This is a genomic window from Priestia sp. YIM B13551 (assembly GCF_042787905.1).
Lineage (GTDB): Bacteria > Bacillota > Bacilli > Bacillales > Bacillaceae_H > Priestia.
In genome coordinates this window covers 1052188-1070223 of record NZ_JBHZOX010000001.1, presented here as the reverse complement: position 1 = coordinate 1070223, position 18036 = coordinate 1052188, and the positions used below count along the sequence as shown (strand labels likewise).

Below are 18036 nucleotides of genomic sequence, written 5' to 3'. Positions count from 1 at the left end.
ACCCCCTTGTGAGACAAGGAGATGGATTTTTTTGTAATTTCTTATACAACTTGTTTATTAGATTTTTGTTCTTCAGTCCATGCTTCTAACTTTTCGCGACCAGGTAAATTTGAAATACTATCTGCCTGAAACACAGGGTCTCGTCCTTGCTTTTTTTGAGCTACATAATCTTTCAGTACAGCCTTAGCTACTTTGGATAATCGAGTAATTGCATATAGGTTAATTAGAACCATTAATCCCATAAAGATATCTGCAAGAGACCATACCAATTCTGCACTATATAATGCTCCAAATAACACCATCAAGATAACAGCAACACGGTATAATAAGACTGTTTTCTTACTATGCTTCATAAAACTAATATTTGATTCACCATAGTAATAGTTACCCATTATCGTACTCAGCGCAAATAAAAATACTGAAATAGATACAAATGTTGCTGCAAAGCCACCAATTCCCGTCCGTAAAGATTCTTGTGTTAATGGAATACCTGTTAAATCTGATGTTTGATACTCGCCTGAAACTAAAACAATCATTACAGTAGATGAACAGATTATAAATGTATCTAAAATAACGCCTAAAGCTTGAATAAATCCTTGTTTTGCGGGATGAGTAACGTCTGCAGCTGCAGCTGCATTCGGAGCAGAACCCATACCGGCTTCGTTAGAAAATAATCCACGACGGATACCATGAAGTACAGCAGCACCCATTACACCACTAAAAAGTTGTTTAAATGAAAACAAACCTTCTGAAAAGATTGCACTAAAAACATTTGGTAATACTTCATAATTTGCAATCATCATCCACACTGATAATAAGATATAAGCACCGGCTTTAATAGGCACTAAAATTGTAGAAAATTTCGCTACTGAATGAACGCCACCGAATATAATTAGAGTAGTAATAATGGTAAGTATAACACCGGTTAAGGTATTGTTTATTCCAAATTCATTTTCAACCGAAGCAGCAATGGTATTAGCTTGCACAGCATTAAAAATAAGGCCAAAGGATAGAGTAATTAATATGCTAAATGCAATACCAAGTTTTCTATTTCCTAAACCTTTCTCCATATAGTAAGCAGGTCCACCTCGCCAAGCATCTCCATCTTTAACCTTATAAACCTGGGCTAATGTACTTTCTACAAAAGCTGAAGCAGATCCAATTAATGCTATAATCCACATCCAAAATACTGCACCAGGTCCTCCTAGTGCTACTGCTGTAGCAACACCGGCAATATTACCTGTACCAATACGAGCAGCCATTCCAATCATAAATGCTTGTAATGAAGAAACACTTTTTTTATCTTTATCTTTGTTTTTACGTCCATCCCACAATAAACGAATCATTTCAGGAAAGAACCTTATTTGTAAAAAACCAAAATTAATAGATAAAAATAGTCCAATTGCAACTAAGATTATAACAATTAATTTAGCCCATAAATAATCATTAATAAGTGTAACGATTTCTGTCATGGTTTTGTCTCCTTGTTGTAAAAATTTTTCGACTATAAAGGTTATAAGTAGATTTATATTTTTTTGTAAACTAGAAAAAATTTGGTGGTTATAAAAAAGGAAGATCAACAATTTAAAGAATCCTTTTATTCTTAATATCTCGTAAGTTAGCTTTGTTAGAAGTGTTGTTTTTTAAATCTTTACCAAACCGATATCCTCCCATTCCGGTTCCTTATAACGAAGGGGTTATATTAGATATTGCAGTCTGCATAGCTTCAATAGAAGTTGATACGTCAGTGTAACTTGAAAAGATGAGAATGCCCCTAAGTCATTAATACTGATAAAATAAGAGCAACTTTTTTTCTGTATTTAGTTTAGAAATCTCTCCAATGAAGTGTGATTAACAAAAATAAAAACTGTTATTAAGCGCTTTCATTTTTTACTATCAAGATCTTATCTTTAATTTATATTATGAACTATGTAATCCGACAGAAAGTGACATAAAATTATAAATTTTTCGAATTAATAATTAAATATAAAATTAGGGTATATAAATAATCTGATAAGAAAGTAGACCCTATATTACCTACGGAGTTGCGTTAATTCAACAAGCAAGTCAAAAAGCCGGTTTTTACACTGGCTTTTTTCTTTAATAAAAGAGAAACACTATTGTTTGCAATGCCATTTGATTAAAAATCAACTATGAAATTTAACAGAGTCTCTTTATAAAATAATTAGTATTCACACTCTAAGTAGAAAATAAATAACATTTCAATAGTTTATAAAAAAGTATTTTATACATCTATTTGAAGAGTAATAATTAACTTACTTCAGAAAAAATACTTCAATAACTATTTATCTTGTAGAAAAACTGGTTCTGGTGCAAAAATTTCAGGGAGCTTGCAAGTAATCTCTTAAATTTGGACATACTGATACTACTAAACTAAAAAGGACGTGTATCAATCAGTATGAAAAAATCTGTAGAATTTAAGTGGAAACACTATCAATCTGATATTATTTTGTTAACCGTGAGATGGTACCTACGGTACAGCCTCAGCTTTCGTGATTTGGTTGAAATGATGGAAGAACGAGGCTTATCGATGGCTCACACCACGATTATGCGTTGGGTTCATCAATATGGACCAGAATTAGATGAGCGAGTACGGCGCCATCTTAAGACAACGAACGACTCTTGGCGAGTGGATGAAACCTACGTGAAAGTGAAAGGACAATGGATGTATCTGTATCGTGCCGTTGATTCAGAAGGAGATACGATTGATTTTTATCTAAGTAAAACAAGAAATAAACAAGCAGCCAAGCGCTTTTTTAAGAAAGCCTTGGCTTTTTCACATGTTTCTAAACCTCGTGTGATCACTGTAGACAAGAACCCTGCTTATCCTATGGCTATCCAAGAGTTAAAAAAAGAAAAACAAATGCCTAAAGGCATTCAACTAAGGCAAGTGAAATATCTCAACAATATTGTAGAGCAGGATCATCGCTTTATTAAAAAACGAATTCGTCCAATGCTTGGATTAAAGTCTTTACGAACGGCCAAACGAATCATTGCAGGAATAGAGGCTATGCACATGATCAAAAAAGGACAAACTCTCCAACGGGAGAAGTCTGTCCAAAATCTAAAAGAATTCATTCATAAATTGTTTGGAGTAGTTCAATAAGCTATTCATTTAAAGAAAATTGACATTCTATGTTCTATTAAGTATTTTTTGCACCAGAATCAATATCTGTATAAACTTACAAATTTTTTATAATTAATACCATTCATTTAGAAATTAGTTATTAATTTTTTCTGCCAATAAAAAATCGATGTAGATTAGAGAACTGCAAGGTAACTTAATAACGTTTTTGATTAGAATCTCATTCTTGTCCACCTTAAATACTTATTCAACGTGATAAAGGGAAGGAAAGCAACGAACGGTATATATACAATTGAAATTCTTTGTTAATAATTACGACAAAGAACGAATTTGTCGTCATTTAGTGTAAATTATAAAACTAATAATATACACTAAATACTTTAGTGTTTCCCGAACGTTTCATTTTTATATACCGTTAATATTCGGAATAAAGTTTTTTATTCCGAATAAAAATTGCTCATGGGATAGGTAGCATTCATGTTGAGTTAGCTATCTAATTCTTTTTGCACCAGAACCGTTGCGTGGCATTCGTAGAAAAAGCCCACGGAATAAAATTCCATGGGCTTTTATGTGTGATAAAGATTACTATATTAGGTTTAATCCCACTTTCCTTAGTCTATGTAAAAAATCATCTTTATTAATTACAAAGCTTTATAGGAAAGATTCATTCTCTGTTTTAGCTCCTTGTATTAACGAGCGAATAGATGGTTCCCTATTCTTTTGACCGTAGAACGTGTGAAAATCCATTCGTTAGTAGCTATAGAAGAATTGTAATAATAGACAGATCCACTTGAAGGATCCCACCCCTGAAATGCGTCAATAACAGCTTGATATGCTGAATGGTTCGGAGTCAAATTATACTGACCATCATCCATGCAGGTAAAAGCATTCGTCTGAGAAATGACTGCAGAAACCGTCTTTGGAAATCCGGGGGATTCAAGTCGATTTAATATGACAGAAGCAACAGCTACTTTTCCTTCATAAGTTTCTCCTCTCGCTTCTCCGTTTACAACGCGGGCCATTTGTTCCACATTTATCAGTTGTTTATATGTACGTGCTCCTACTCTACCGTCTATGCCAAGACCTGTATCTTGTTGAAACTCTTTTACAGCTCCTTCTGTGGCAGGACCATAGTATCCTGTAGGAGAAGTTTGTAAATACCCCATTTTTAGAAGCTGCTCTTGTAGTAAGTAAACTTGATTTTCTTCACTGGCAGGCTCTAATACCCCAGCAGCTTCTGTTTTTGAGATTTGGCACGATAAAGCAATAATAAGAGCAAAAAGGATAATTGCTCCATATTTTTGAAAATTCATCAAATAGATTAGCCCCTTTTCCATTTTGGTTTCTGTGATTATAAATAAAATAAAGATAACGTTAATCAAAATCTTTATTAAACTCTCTTTTTAAATCATTCCCTTCAGTATGTTTAGATTCAATTAATATAGAAACCTGGGTTTAATACCCATTAAGATTACATTTAAACATAAAAGGTTAAAATTCCAAAACCTAAAAATGTAAAAAAATAAAAAAATTAGTTTAATTGCAGTTCGGAGGGAAGAGATATTATAAAAGATAGGTCTTTCTCCATACATTCCCCAGCATCCTTGTCTATTAAAAGTAAGAAAAAATATCGTAGAATAGGAGGTTCTGGTGCAAATACTTGAGGAAGATATAAAGAGGTGAAAAACTTCCTAGTGGAATCGAACTTACCTCTCTAATAAAATGAAATCCTATTTTTGCTAGTAGATGTTTATTATTTCGAAAAAAACAGGTAATTCAAACCATTGTATCTAACTTTAATTGTCGAAATAATGGAGAAGTAAAAAGGAAGGAGTGAGAGATTTGTCAAAGTGGTTACATACATGTTTATTCCTAGGAGTCTTTTTTCTCTCCGTTTTTCTCGCAAATACAGCCTTTGCGGATGAAGAACTAAGTATTTCAGAAACAGCTCAAAAATATTTGGGTGTTCCTTACCTTACAGACAGCCAAGAACCCAATCAGGGATTCAGTACAGGTGGACTAATTCAATATGTCTTTAAAGAAGCTAAAGATGTAGATTTACCTTTGTATCCAAGAGAACAATTCAAGCTTGGTAAAGATGTGAACAAGGAAGATCTAAAAGCTGGTGACCTCGTCTTTTTTAAAGGGGCAAATACGGAAAATGTCACAAGTGTCGGGATTTACAATGGAAATAATGAAATTATCATTAGCTCTGTTTCAAAGGGCGTCATAAAGACTGAACTAACAGAGGGATCCTACTACGAAGATAGGTATATTGGTGCTAAACGGCTCGATGCTGATAATCTTTATCAAGTCGAATCCCCTCTCTTAAAAGAAGCAATGAAATATGTGGGAGTTGGCTACTCAAGCAATGGAAAGACGCCTGATGAGGGCTTTAGTTCTGCAGGATTCGTTCAGTATGTGTTTGAACATGCCTTACATCTTAAACTTCCAGATAACTCCAGTGAACAGTGGAGTTTAGGACAAACCATATCAAAGGAAAATCTTCAGCCTGGTGACGTCCTTTTCTTTAAAAATACGGATACAGGAGATATTACAACCACGGCTTTTTATCTAGGAAATGGACAAATGATTTACAGTTCACCTTCAGAAGGCATCACAGCGATTGATTTTGAGGATTCTTCTTATTGGAATAGTCGTTTTTATGGAGCTAAACGAATAACAGAAGTTCCAGATATTGATCGTGAAAATCCACTAATCACTGAGGCTTTGAAGTACATGGGAGTACCTTATGTCGAAGGTGGTAAAACACCAAATGGATTCGATTGCTCTGGATTTACAAAATATGTGTATGAAAAAGCGATGGGAATTTATTTGCCTGAAGCACCTGAGCAGCAATGGGAGCTAGGTACACCTGTTGAAAAGAAAGATATTCAAGTAGGCGATCTAGTATTCTTTCAAGATACGCATCGTCCAGGCATATCCCATGTGGGGATATATGCAGGACACAATCAAATGATCCATGCCTCAAGAACTGATACAGCAGAGGTGAGAATCAATTACTTGTCCTATAATTTCTATACGGAAAAATTCGCTGGTATTAGACGAATGAATACTCTTGTCATTCCTAAGAATATCCCAGTTGTTAAAGAAGCAACAGACCTTCTAAATGTTCCTTACCAATCAGGGGGTACATCACCGGAAGGATTTGATACCGGTGGGTTTGTCCAATATGTTTATAAACAAGTAGGCATCGACTTACCTCGTTATGGGAAAGACATGCTTCAAAAAGGAACAGAAGTGAAAGAAGAGGATTTACAACCAGGAGACCTTATATTCTTTGAATCCAATAGCATGATCCCTGCCATCTATGTTGGAAATGGACAAATTGCAGTGGTTTCAAGAAACGAAGGAGTTCGAATTGTTAATTATAAAGTGAGCTCTTATTGGAAATCCATTTATTATGGTGCCAGACGCATTAACATCGGAGAGTAAATCATTCCTCATCATCACTTTAATTATGTGATGGTGAGAAGTTTTCGTTCTGGTGCAAAAACTTCAAGATAATTGAAATGAATCTTTTAAAATCGTATTATACTTGCACCAGAACCAATTAATTGTGTAACTGAACTCAATAACTACAATAGTTACTTCTATAAATAGTTACTTCTATAAATAATCGTGATGAGATTTTTACTATTTAATCATTTTTCAATCTAAGTTCAATAATAATTAATCTATTCGTTTGCTCATTATATTCCCTACCATTTTCACCATATTTTTACGTGATAGAATTTTTGGGAGAACAATGCTAGTAAATATATTGTTAGTTCCATCAATAATTGAAATTCTCCCTCTATTTATACCTTTAAAAGTGGTGTTAACGACATCTTTAGGAGTACGTTTACTGCCAAATGAAACTCCACCATTAGCAAAAAAATTAGTATCTGTCGCACCAGGACAAATAGCAATGATTTTGATACCTTTATTTTTGTATTCAATACTTAAGGCTTCTGTAAATGATAAAACAAAAGCTTTAGTTGCTGCATAAATCGACATATATGGAATAGGATGGAAAGCTGAAGTGGAGGCTACATTAATAATCGTTCCAGCATTATTCCTGACCATTTCTTCGATGAATAGATAACACATGTCTACGACCGCAACTGAATTTACCATTATTTGTTCGTGTTGTTTTGGTAATTCCACATGGGTTAATATTCCATTTGAAGCATAGCCGGCATTGTTTACTAAAATATCAATAGATAGTTTTTTTTCTTTTACAATACTATGTATTTTTTTAGCTTCATACTCTTTTGATAAGTCAGCTAATATGATATAAGTCTCAATATTATATTTATTTTCTAATTCCTTTGATATAGCCATTAATTTATCTTCTGATCGTGCTACTAAAACTACATCAAATCCTTTTTTTGCATATTCCTCTGCAAACGATTTTCCTATTCCAGATGAAGCTCCTGTTACTAAAACTGTTTTTTTCATAGTTATCTCCTTCACCAATTATCATTTACACGACATCAATGTCATGTAAATGATGTCGTGTAATCAATTTAATACATTATATTACATTAGTCAATAGATTTTATTTTATTTATATGCTAAATTGATATAAATGATAGGTCATGTATAATGGAATAAAGAGGAGAATATTTTATGAATGATACAGATGAACTTAGATATTTAATCCAATGTGTTCAAAGAGAAGGTACTAAAAAATTCGGAGCTCTACTCAAAAAAGAGCTAGATATTACCCCCAGTCAAAGTGAGGTAATTATGGTTCTAAGCGAGTACGAGCCTTTATCACTTGTTGAGCTTGGAAATTTACTTTTATGTGAATCAAAAAGCCCAAGTAGACTTGTAAAACGGCTTGTAGATAGAGATGCCGTATTTCAAAGTCAGTCTATTGAAGATAGTAGAAAAATTGTTCTTCATCTAACTAAACATGGTAGATCTTTAGTTCCTAAGATTAGAGAAATTGAGAATTTATTTAATAATGAAATAGAAAAAAATTTAAGTAATATTATTTCAATCAAAGAATTAAACAGTATATTGTCGAGTCAAATTATCAATACTGATAGTGAAAAAAAACTTCTTTCGAGGAAATTAAATCACTAGATTTCGTTGTACCCATTTAACTGATTATCCTACAAAGATAATAATAAAGTGTTACATTGATTCATAGAGGATACAATATATATAAACTTGGGCTATTTGTGTGTTTTTCTTATCAATTATTTTTTGTTTTCTACTGTATATAATCAAGATTAGAAGAACCTGCACCGAAAATGATGCAGGCTCTTCTAATCTTAATAAAGAATATTTCTCATGTTCATTTGCCCTTGTGAGGCCCTTTCGTTACGTATATCGGTTCATAACGAGAGTGCCGTTCGTTAAATCAGAATATCTACTTGTCAATTGGGGTAATACGTTTGCTGAAGTTGCTGTTACGTCTTTCAAAACCGAACCAGTCCCCTTCATAAAGCTAAGTATTTAACCTTTCACAATAGCCTTAGAATTTCTTCTATTGGCCCTGTACTATTTGTGTACCACATATGTATAGGTTAAAACTTCTTTTTTGTTGAGCATAACATTTCCATCTACAGTTTACGTGCCCTACCAAAAAAACTAGTTACCATAGTCACCACTATCAGCAATAGAATGCTAAAAAGCCCTTTTATCAAAGACTCTTAGCTTTATCTTCTTAAATGGTCATAAAATAACGGATTTGTGGAGCATTAATGAATACGAAAGATTGAAATGACAACTAATAGAATCAAAAATATAACTTTTTTATTTCTCCTGTATATTAATCTATAAAACTGGCCAGACTAATAACGTATTCCCCCTGTTCCGATAAATTTAAAAATCCTTTTCTGCTTGTAGCAAAGGATTCTTTTTTTACTAAGTGCAATTTATTATAAGTAAGTTCACATAATGCCTCTTTCCAGAACCAAACTAAAAAACGAGCTTTTGCTGAATAATACGTACTGCATAAAAAATGTTACGCTTATACATATGCAGAAATTCCAAAATAATTTATTTATTACTCATATGAATGTGATATATTTGTAGAGGAACTGATTATTTTTTTGCAAATTTCATCTAATACTTAAAAGTAAAAGGCTACATCATTTCAAAATGGTGTAGCCTTTTATTCTGTTAACTAGATTAGTCACCTTTAGGGTGATTTTTTAGCCTTCAGGCTTATATTTTTTCTAGCGAAAAAAATATAAAAAGATCTCCCAATTCAATCAGGGCGCTGTTATTTAATCTAACTATGTATAGGTAGTCTATGGTGAAGGCTGCCCAATGTAGATAATCCAAAAAGGTACACCTTTTTATACTATAGGAAAACTAATGACAAAACGTCTATTTACTCTACTAAATAAACCTTATTATACGCACAAAAAGTAATTAACCTTTTTATAAGTTAGAAGGTTACGTAAGCTCAAATTAGCTTCTCATTTTCTCTTATAAATCACAATTAGAACAATCTTGATTGTTCAGGAATAGACGCAAAAGCTTATCAAGACCAAATCGTAAAAAGTCATAAAAAAATAGATAGTGATACATATTAGTCATGTATAATATGCATCACCATTTTACTTCTTGTTCAACAAACGCGCCCTTTAATAGAACAACTGTTTTTAAATAATTTTAGGTAAACCATCTTTATCGTTTGACAAAGGCTAAATTTGCCATTATCATCAACTCAAACTTATTTACAGGGAGAGGTTAAGATGAAAATTTATGTTGATGCCGATGCTTGTCCAGTAAAAGATATCATTATCTCTGAAGGTACGAATGCTGAAATTCCTGTTATCCTTGTCACTAGTTTTTCTCATTTTTCTAATGCGGAACAACCATCAGGAGTGGAAACCATTTATGTTGATTCTGGAGCAGATGCTGCGGATTATCGTATTATGAGGTTAGCAGAAAAAGGAGATATAATCGTTACGCAAGATTATGGTCTTGCTTCGCTAGGTTTAGCAAAAGGGTGTGCGGTACTTCACCATAATGGGTCTAGCTATACAAATGAAAACATTGACCAATTATTACAAACACGTTATTTGAGTGCAATGGCTCGAAAAAGCGGAAAGCGTACAAAGGGGCCAAAACCATTTACATCAGAAGATAAGGAGAAATTTAAGGGGCTTTTTAAAAGAGCGATTTCACGTTAAAAAAGAATCATCCATTGTTAAGAAAAACCTAGAAAAATAAATTGTCCAAATATTAAACTAACCTGCTCCGTTAGCTTAAGTACATTTCTTAACAATCTTCTCTATTTACTTCAACAAAATTTACCTAATTCGCTCATTAAGTATTATTCCACAAAAGGGCCCTTAACAAAAAGAAAGAGCACAATTCTTGTTAACATAATGTCTCTTTACGGAGATAAGAAAGCAAAAGAACCCTTGGGGCGGTAGGCTTCCACCAAGGATTCTTCACCCGAATCATCCAACTTTTTATGCATCGTTGATATGACTATGTTCTTTGGATAGTTGAAAGAAACAAGAACGTATAAAAAGTGCACCTTTTATACATATGCTTATACGGAAAAATATAGTATCTCCAGCAAAAATGTGCTATTGTTTATTTGCAGTTATTTCTTTCATATTCACCTACGTGTGAACCCTATTAAAAGCAACCTCGCTTGCCAATGCCGAGGTTGCTTTTTATTTTGTTAACGATAATAATGACTTTCACATCGTATAATAGATTTAAATATTTTGTCCGTAAAAGTATATTTTTCATTTAAATAGACGTTTTTCGAATCATTTTTTCATCGTCTAAAAAGGTGTACCTTTTGGGACTGCTTTATTAGGAAGAACTAAATTTTAAAGATCCTTAAAATTAAAAGATAAGCATATATTAATTATGGTTGATTATGAAATGGCTATCATCGTAAACCAAATTGCACATAAAAATAACTGAATTCTTGAAGATGGAGGAAATCAAATGAACTTTGTCCCATATGTAATTGAGCAAACACGAACAGGTGAACGAGCTTATGATATTTATTCACGATTATTACAAGAGCGTATTATCTGGATAAGTGGAGAAATTAATGGCGAAACTGCATGTAGTATCATTGCACAATTATTGTTCCTGCAAGCAGAGGATGACAAAAAGGACATTATTATTTACATTAACTCACCAGGAGGATCTATCACAGATGGCTTGGGAATTTACGATACCATGCAACAAGTTCGTCCTGATGTAAGTACATTATGCATTGGAATAGCTGCATCAATGGGGGCTTTTTTACTTGCAGGTGGTAAAAAAGGAAAACGATTTTCCCTTCCCAATAGTGAAATTATGATTCATCAACCATTAGGTGGGGCTAAGGGGCAAGCATCTGACATTGATATTAGTGCTAAAAGAATCTTAAGTATGAGGAATCGACTAAATAAGTTACTGGCTTACCATACAGGAAGAACAATAAAAGAAATTGAAAGAGATACAAATCGTGATTATTTTCTAAATGCCGATTCTGCAAAAGAGTATGGTTTAATTGATCAAATTCTAACAAAACAAATTTAAGAGCAAAGAGGGATTAGGGATTCAATGGTGTTATGCACAAAAAAATCAACACTTAGATATAACATTCATCAAATATTCATAATAGAAAATGAAACTGATAATTCCTTGAGTGAGAAAAAATTCCTTTTTTATTCAATAAAATATATCAGTTGAGGTTTATCTGGTTTTGTTACCGAATTTTTTTGAAAAGGTTATTCCTCTCTTTGTCATACCGATACTACTACTTAAAAAGGGTGTATAATTAGTATGACAAAGTAGCACTTATTTAGGTAGAAACATTACAGATTATTAAATATACCAAATACCACGACCTATAATTTGGATAATTTAAGAGGACAACACAGTTAGACCATAAAATGATTAAGAACATCAAGGGAGATAGTACACACACTAACACCTTTTTTATTGACTTCTTTATTTTTTAGATGAAAAGGGGTGAGATAACGTTGAGTAAGAGTCAGAGAATCTGGACGGACGAAGAAGATTTATTCGTTACAGTACAATATGGACGAATGACGTTACAAAAAATTGGCGAACATTTAAATCGGAGTAAAGAATCTGTTAATAAACGTATTAGTAGATTAAAACTTCGGACCGAAGAAACACGGTTACGCAAAAACTGGACGGAGAATCAAGATACTTTTCTCAAAGAAAACATCGATACCATGAGTAATCGTGAAATAGGCGAACATTTAGGGAAAGTAGCCAGTTCTGTTGTTACACGTATCAAAGTATTAAATCTTGAATGGAAAGAAAAAGTTCGTAGATGGACGGATGAAGAAGATGAGTACCTATTAAATTACTACGGCTCCGCACCTCTTAAACATATATCAGAAAGTTTACAAAGAACTGTAAAAGCCTTAGAGTCTAGGTTAAATCGTTTGGGTGTATATGGAGCAAAAGCAAATACAACAAACATTACAGTCTACGAATTAGCCGAGTGTCTTCAAGTTGATGTTCATACTGTTTACAACTGGATTAAGAATAACAAAATGCCCTATAAAAAGATGGTAGCGAAAACGCGTGAATTTATGTTGATTGACGTACTGATTTTTTGGGGATGGGTTGAACAGAATAGAGGGCTTATTAATTTTTATAAAGTGCCAAAGAACGCTCTTGTTCCAGAGCCAGATTGGGTAGATAAACAAAGGGATATTGATTATCTTACTCGTCCTAGGAATGAAAACAAAAACTGGAACGATGAGGAAGATACTCGCCTAAGGAACATGTTTTACGGAGAAGGCCGTACTCAAAAAGAAATAGGCGAATTAATGGGACGTTCTACTAGGGGCATTCAAAAACGATTAGACCGGTTACGAAAAATGAAAGTTACTGGTTGAAATTGGTGAATTTAGTGAAAGATCCAAATAAGATAGGAAGTATAATTGGAGTTGAGACAGGACTTCATTAAACTGAGTGAACGCAGAGCTAAGAATGAATACCATAAGATATGCGCTTCTTAAATAGAGCAGACTCTTAAAGTTAGTTTAATACCAATACCTTAAAACCATTTTGTCTTCTGCAGCAGGCTGTCTAACAAGCCTGCTGTTTTTTCTCTTTTCAACCTTGTATGGCTTACGATTTTCTTGTTGCATTCACTTAATATAACCCTGCTATTCAGTTACGAACACGAATTATCGGTAGGTGATTAGGAGTAATACTATCACTATACCTTTTTTCTTATCATGATATTAATCCAATAATATTGCATTTAGCAATGATCATTATAACGAGCCAAGTTATCTTCCACTGATTCTTCTAAGATTTTCTGAATGACAGTTATCGAAAGCTGATCAATATTTCTGAATCGAATACATCCTTTTCCGACATTTAGGTCTCTTAAAGAATCTATATTCTTTTGCAGAATAGGAGTATTTAGAAAGTACAGACTCATATAATTTTTTTGAGAAGCAAATGCACATAGTGAACCGTTTAGTTCATAATAAGGCATTCCATATTTAATTGATTCTATAGCATTAGGTACTATTTGAATAATTAAGTTGCGAAGTTGGATCAAATCATGCTTTCGATTGTCTGGCACTACTTGATCCATATACTGTTCTACTGTTTCAATGGTGTTTGTCATACTATTTTCTTCCTCCTATAATCTAGTTCAGTACTATCTAATTATTCTTAGCTAATTTGACATCGACTTAGCCGGTGTGTTTGTCATGTGTAAAATATTACTTCATCATCTTTTCTACTCTTACTATTACAAGGAAATAATTACAAACCCTGCTAATTAACTAATATTCTTTACATAACACACATTTGAGAAATTTATTTTTCAAAGTTATAGATACGGAGAATCAACCATTTCAACATGTAAACCTGTTAAAACTACTTTTTCTAAAGCATTAGAACATTTGTGAGAGGTTCCTATGTACATATAATAATCATAGCCAAAATGGACAAAGAACTGGTTTCCTAACTCTAATTTACACCACACTGCATTTCGTAATGTTAGCTTTACTAGCTCTTTTACTTCTTGAATACTTATCCATTGTCCTATCCATAATTTTGATATAAATTCAGTTGCATTTTGAGCTTCTATATCTTCAGACCATTGTTCTAACCCTTTTATATAAAGTTTGTTAATATTCATTTCATTCATGAATGTTACAACCGCATTAATATAATTTTTTTCCACTTTCAAATACTCATCCATATTTATCTTTACTCCTACTTCAGAAAAACAAGTCCATTCATCATTGAGAAAGTAACCATTATTATCTCTTTTTAAGGGGTTATACTTCGTTACCCTCCTAGAATACAACTAGCACTCATCTCCTTTTCAACAGTATAGGTATTATACATGCTCGTTAACATACAAAAAACTTTTGGATGTAAGAAGAAATCTATTTGTTAAGGATAATTCGGTATTCAATTTGTACTTCCTGCAACCTTATCCAACTTATCTTTAAACCAATATAGGAAATAGGTATCGATAGTATTCAGAATAATATAAAATATTAAGTGCAAGTAACTTATGGAAAAGGAGGTGGAAGCTATGGCTAAAATCACTGGAAAAGAAAAAGTAGAGTTTTACTTAGATGGAAATTTATTAATGGAAGGTCCAGCCTCTGAATTTTTTAAAGATAGATAAATAAATCTATAAAAATTATAGTTATACTTTTCATCTAAGTATACTTATGCAGAATTTATCATACCAAACAATATATGAATTTCCGTATGTAAATCCTGGAAGGATAAAAAATGAAAATGAAAATAATGTAGGCGACTTTATGATTCTAATCGGATGAATAGGTCGTTTATTGCTGTTATAAATCTTTTTATAGGGAGCTAATTTGACGTCAAAAGAAAACGTAATGTTAAATTTGAGGATTAATTTATGTAAGCAGATTAAAGATTTACTAGAAGAAATAGAGCAGGGGAATTTAGTTGAAAAAAGAATATATATAAAATAAAACCTCCTAATTTTCTTTAAAGCTGGTAAGGAGAAAGTCTAATTATTAGTTTATCAATGATTTTTTTAGTCATCTTAATATGGTATTAGTGCAAAAATCATCAAATCAAGCTAATTAAATTGCCCATGGAATTCACAATCCTTTGCTACAGGGATAATTTTTCTCTTCCCCCCTATCTTCTATGCGTATCCATACAAGTTCCCATTTTCTAATATAATACACTTATGTAACAGCTTCCACCTGCAATATTACGTAGCATTTTCATTATAGAAAATAGAGTGTTTTTTCTACACGCAGTTAAAAAGTTTTCTCGTTCAGTTTATAGTAACTATGTGGTATCCGGTTTTTAACTGTCTGAATTTTAGAAGGAGGAATACCTTGTGAATACAGCTGTTAATGAATTGTATGATTTTGGAACAGTCGTAAAGAGGAAGCTATCAAATAATAATCTTTATGCTCATTATTTGAGTGATGCAATGAAAAGAGGAAATCATTTTGATTTTTTATATTATTTTTTGACAGCAACTGTAGATAGTCGAACACCTATACCTGAACATGTCTCTAATGTCTTTTTGAAAGTTCTTAGCGATAAAACAAAGTTGAGTGATCTTACTCCATTTATCATGGGAATGGTCGGGAAATAAACAAAAGTTAAGAGATGTATGTCTTAAATCCTTTAATTGAGGCACCCATTTAGAAAACGGTTTAATAGTTCAGTTTAATCGGGATATGAATATGATTTAAAGATACGTCAATTACATTCGTTCCAATGATCAAATAAATCGATTAAATAACAGGAGGAGCACTTTATATGGATACTATATTAAGAGTATCATCAATATCAAATCCAAATTCAGTTGCAGGTGCAATTACAGCCGTATTTAGAGAAAGAGGTAATGTAGAAATTCAAGTAATGGGAGCCGGCGCTTTAAATCAAGCGATTAAAGCTGTTGCGATTGCAAGGGGATTCGTAGCTCCCAGTGGTGTTGATTTGGTTGTTGTTCCTGGGTTTACAAATATTTTAATCGATAATGAAGAAAGAACAGGAATCAAATTAATTTTAGGCCCTAGAAAAAAACGATAGATTTGCGTTAAGTAAAAAGGGCTTTTTAGCTTATTATTGTCGATAATTGCAGTTATATAAACTAAAAAAGCATAAAGTATACATTTTTAAACGCAAAAAAACTAACTCGGGTAGTCTTTTTGAGAACATACACCATAATAAAATTGGAATTGATGTTTCCATCTCTATAATTAATCTCCAATTTATAGTGATTTAATAGCTTCTTTTAATTCTTTTCCTGGCTTAAATGCAGGAACTTTTGAAGCTGGGATGGTCATTTCCTCACCTGTTTGAGGGTTACGACCTGTGCGCTCAGCACGTTCACGTACTTCAAATGTGCCAAAGCCAAGTAGTTGAATTTTTTCTTCTTTTGCAAGTGTATTAGAAATCGTTTCAAACAACGCATCTACAGCTTTTTTCGAATCTTGCTTTGTTAAGTCGGATTTTGTAGCAACTGCATCGATTAATTCAGGTTTTTTCATATTTAAATGCCTCATTTCTTATTGCCATATAGTATGTATACGTAAAACATATCATAGTCTTTATAAAAGGTTCAAACATAAGCCCTTATTTTGAGGGTTTAAAAAATAATTCATTAAAATAGATACTGAGATTTGCGCTGTGACGAAATGAAATCCGTTAAAGGAAGATAATGGAGTCATCCGCATCAAAATCCACACCTATATAATATAAAAACATGTATATGAATTTTTAATTTGGCTCAAACTAATAGCGTATTCCCCAATCGCCTGGATTTTAACAAGCCTTTGCTCCCGTTGAGCAAAGGCTACTTTTTTGACGAGTTTCTTCTATTATTCAACTGAATTATTCAACTGAATTATTCTTTTATAAAAATGTTTGATCATTTCTGTGATTCTTATGTCATTAAAACGCCCTTTAGCTGAATAATAATATGTCGTCATTTATTCAACTTTATTTTCTATTAAAATATCTCTTCTCTCGTCAACAATACTTATATTAATCAATTAATCCTAAAAAGTTTTTTCCAAGAATATATTCCTTTTGGTTATCAGGAATATGAAGTGATTCAATCCAACTTTTCTTTGCCGAATAGTCATAATTATTGAATTTTTTCATTCCATAAGGTCCGTCGCAACCATAAAGAACTTTACGAAATCCTAAAGATTCAACTGCCTTCTTTACAATCGATTGGTTAAGATAATCACTTGATGTGTCAACAAATACATTTGGTTGATCCTTAACGTATTTCCATAGTTTTTTCCAAAACGGAAGACCTGCGTGAGCATAAATTAATTTTAATTTAGGATAATTTTCAGGTAAATATTTATAGGAGTCAGCTTCTGAAGATAGATGAATAATCATAGGTATGCCTTTTGATTCGCACAAAGCCGCAATTGGATCAAGTGCTTTAATACTATATTCATGCATGAACGGATGAGCTTTCACTCCAATAAAACGGGGGTTATTAAGATAGAATTCTACTTCTTCCACTGATTCATGAGTCAGTGGGTTCACTGCTACCCAGCCTAGAAATCGTTCCGGAAATCTAGCAATTGCAGTAGCAACTATATCATTACTTGGCTTAGTGAAAATCTTGTATGAGTTGCCATAAAGTTTCAAAAAGCCATCCTTTACTAGACCATCATAAATCTTAAGTCCAATTTGAGGTGCATTTAGTATTAAAAACCGGAAAAAGTGTTGTAAATTATCTTGAAAAGCGCTATCCAATTCAAACATTGTTTCACTCATAGAGGCAATTAGCACTGTTTTAGTTATATCATTTTTATCCATACCCTCTATCATTTTTTCTAGAGTCAACATTTTTTCATCTACATGAAAATGGCAATCGACAATCATTTTATTCTTCCCCTTCCAATTGCTATTGTAATACTAAACTACTTAACTGAATTTCTTCTACCAGAGTACGCTTT

15 protein-coding genes are annotated in these 18036 nt (G+C 32.7%); 8 read left to right on the top strand and 7 right to left on the bottom strand.

What is annotated here, in order from left to right:
• Positions 1-41 precede the first annotated feature (41 nt).
• Positions 42-1472: an alanine/glycine:cation symporter family protein gene (locus ACFX4N_RS05430; RefSeq protein WP_057274791.1), complete on the bottom strand. Its 1431-nt coding sequence runs from the start codon at positions 1470-1472 to the stop codon at positions 42-44.
• Positions 1473-2419: 947 nt separating this feature from the next.
• On the opposite strand from ACFX4N_RS05430, the gene ACFX4N_RS05425 reads away from it, so the two are divergent.
• Positions 2420-3127, top strand: coding sequence for an IS6 family transposase (locus ACFX4N_RS05425; protein WP_057274792.1), 708 nt, complete (start codon positions 2420-2422; stop codon positions 3125-3127).
• A 668-nt stretch (positions 3128-3795) separates the two neighbouring features.
• Here ACFX4N_RS05425 and ACFX4N_RS05420 read toward each other — a convergent pair.
• Positions 3796-4419, bottom strand: a complete 624-nt coding sequence (locus ACFX4N_RS05420; RefSeq protein WP_057274793.1) for a cell wall hydrolase — start codon at positions 4417-4419, stop codon at positions 3796-3798.
• Between the two features lie 529 nt (positions 4420-4948).
• Here ACFX4N_RS05420 and ACFX4N_RS05415 point away from each other — a divergent pair.
• Complete coding sequence (locus ACFX4N_RS05415) at positions 4949-6562, top strand: C40 family peptidase (RefSeq protein WP_057274794.1); 1614 nt, start codon at positions 4949-4951, stop codon at positions 6560-6562.
• A 237-nt stretch (positions 6563-6799) separates the two neighbouring features.
• Here ACFX4N_RS05415 and ACFX4N_RS05410 read toward each other — a convergent pair whose 3' ends face one another.
• Positions 6800-7570, bottom strand: coding sequence for an SDR family NAD(P)-dependent oxidoreductase (locus ACFX4N_RS05410; protein ID WP_057274795.1), 771 nt, complete (start codon positions 7568-7570; stop codon positions 6800-6802).
• A 171-nt stretch (positions 7571-7741) separates the two neighbouring features.
• Between ACFX4N_RS05410 and ACFX4N_RS05405 the strand changes: the two genes are divergently transcribed.
• From ACFX4N_RS05405 to ACFX4N_RS05390, 4 genes are all read left to right on the top strand, one after another.
• Entirely contained in the window at positions 7742-8203 is a 462-nt protein-coding gene (locus ACFX4N_RS05405) for a MarR family winged helix-turn-helix transcriptional regulator (RefSeq protein WP_057274796.1), read from the top strand.
• A 1625-nt stretch (positions 8204-9828) separates the two neighbouring features.
• Positions 9829-10269 (top strand): YaiI/YqxD family protein, encoded by a 441-nt coding sequence (locus ACFX4N_RS05400; protein WP_057274797.1) that lies wholly within the window; start codon positions 9829-9831, stop codon positions 10267-10269.
• Between the two features lie 778 nt (positions 10270-11047).
• On the top strand, positions 11048-11632 hold the full coding sequence (clpP, locus tag ACFX4N_RS05395; RefSeq protein ID WP_055992250.1) for an ATP-dependent Clp endopeptidase proteolytic subunit ClpP: 585 nt from the start codon (positions 11048-11050) through the stop codon (positions 11630-11632).
• A gap of 446 nt (positions 11633-12078) precedes the next feature.
• Complete coding sequence (locus tag ACFX4N_RS05390) at positions 12079-12972, top strand: hypothetical protein (RefSeq protein WP_057274798.1); 894 nt, start codon at positions 12079-12081, stop codon at positions 12970-12972.
• Positions 12973-13343: 371 nt separating this feature from the next.
• On the opposite strand, the gene ACFX4N_RS05385 is transcribed toward ACFX4N_RS05390, so the two are convergent.
• Together ACFX4N_RS05385 and ACFX4N_RS05380 are read right to left on the bottom strand one after the other, a co-directional pair.
• A complete protein-coding gene (locus ACFX4N_RS05385; RefSeq protein ID WP_055992245.1) occupies positions 13344-13718 on the bottom strand; it encodes an iron chaperone in 375 nt (124 codons plus the stop codon).
• A gap of 207 nt (positions 13719-13925) precedes the next feature.
• The gene (locus tag ACFX4N_RS05380; protein ID WP_055992243.1) at positions 13926-14300 is read right to left on the bottom strand and encodes a hypothetical protein; all 375 of its coding nucleotides are present in this window, start codon (positions 14298-14300) and stop codon (positions 13926-13928) included.
• A gap of 1140 nt (positions 14301-15440) precedes the next feature.
• Between ACFX4N_RS05380 and ACFX4N_RS05375 the strand changes: the two genes are divergently transcribed.
• Both ACFX4N_RS05375 and ACFX4N_RS05370 read left to right on the top strand, forming a co-directional pair.
• Positions 15441-15704 (top strand): hypothetical protein, encoded by a 264-nt coding sequence (locus ACFX4N_RS05375; protein WP_057274799.1) that lies wholly within the window; start codon positions 15441-15443, stop codon positions 15702-15704.
• A gap of 167 nt (positions 15705-15871) precedes the next feature.
• Complete coding sequence (locus ACFX4N_RS05370; RefSeq protein ID WP_057274800.1) at positions 15872-16144, top strand: stage V sporulation protein S; 273 nt, start codon at positions 15872-15874, stop codon at positions 16142-16144.
• 182 nt (positions 16145-16326) lie between these two features.
• Here the strand turns inward: ACFX4N_RS05370 and ACFX4N_RS05365 are convergent, their stop codons facing one another.
• Both ACFX4N_RS05365 and ACFX4N_RS05360 read right to left on the bottom strand, forming a co-directional pair.
• Entirely contained in the window at positions 16327-16605 is a 279-nt protein-coding gene (locus ACFX4N_RS05365; protein WP_057274801.1) for an HU family DNA-binding protein, read from the bottom strand.
• 496 nt (positions 16606-17101) lie between these two features.
• On the bottom strand, positions 17102-17962 hold the full coding sequence (locus ACFX4N_RS05360) for an amidohydrolase family protein (protein WP_057274802.1): 861 nt from the start codon (positions 17960-17962) through the stop codon (positions 17102-17104).
• Positions 17963-18036 lie beyond the last annotated feature (74 nt).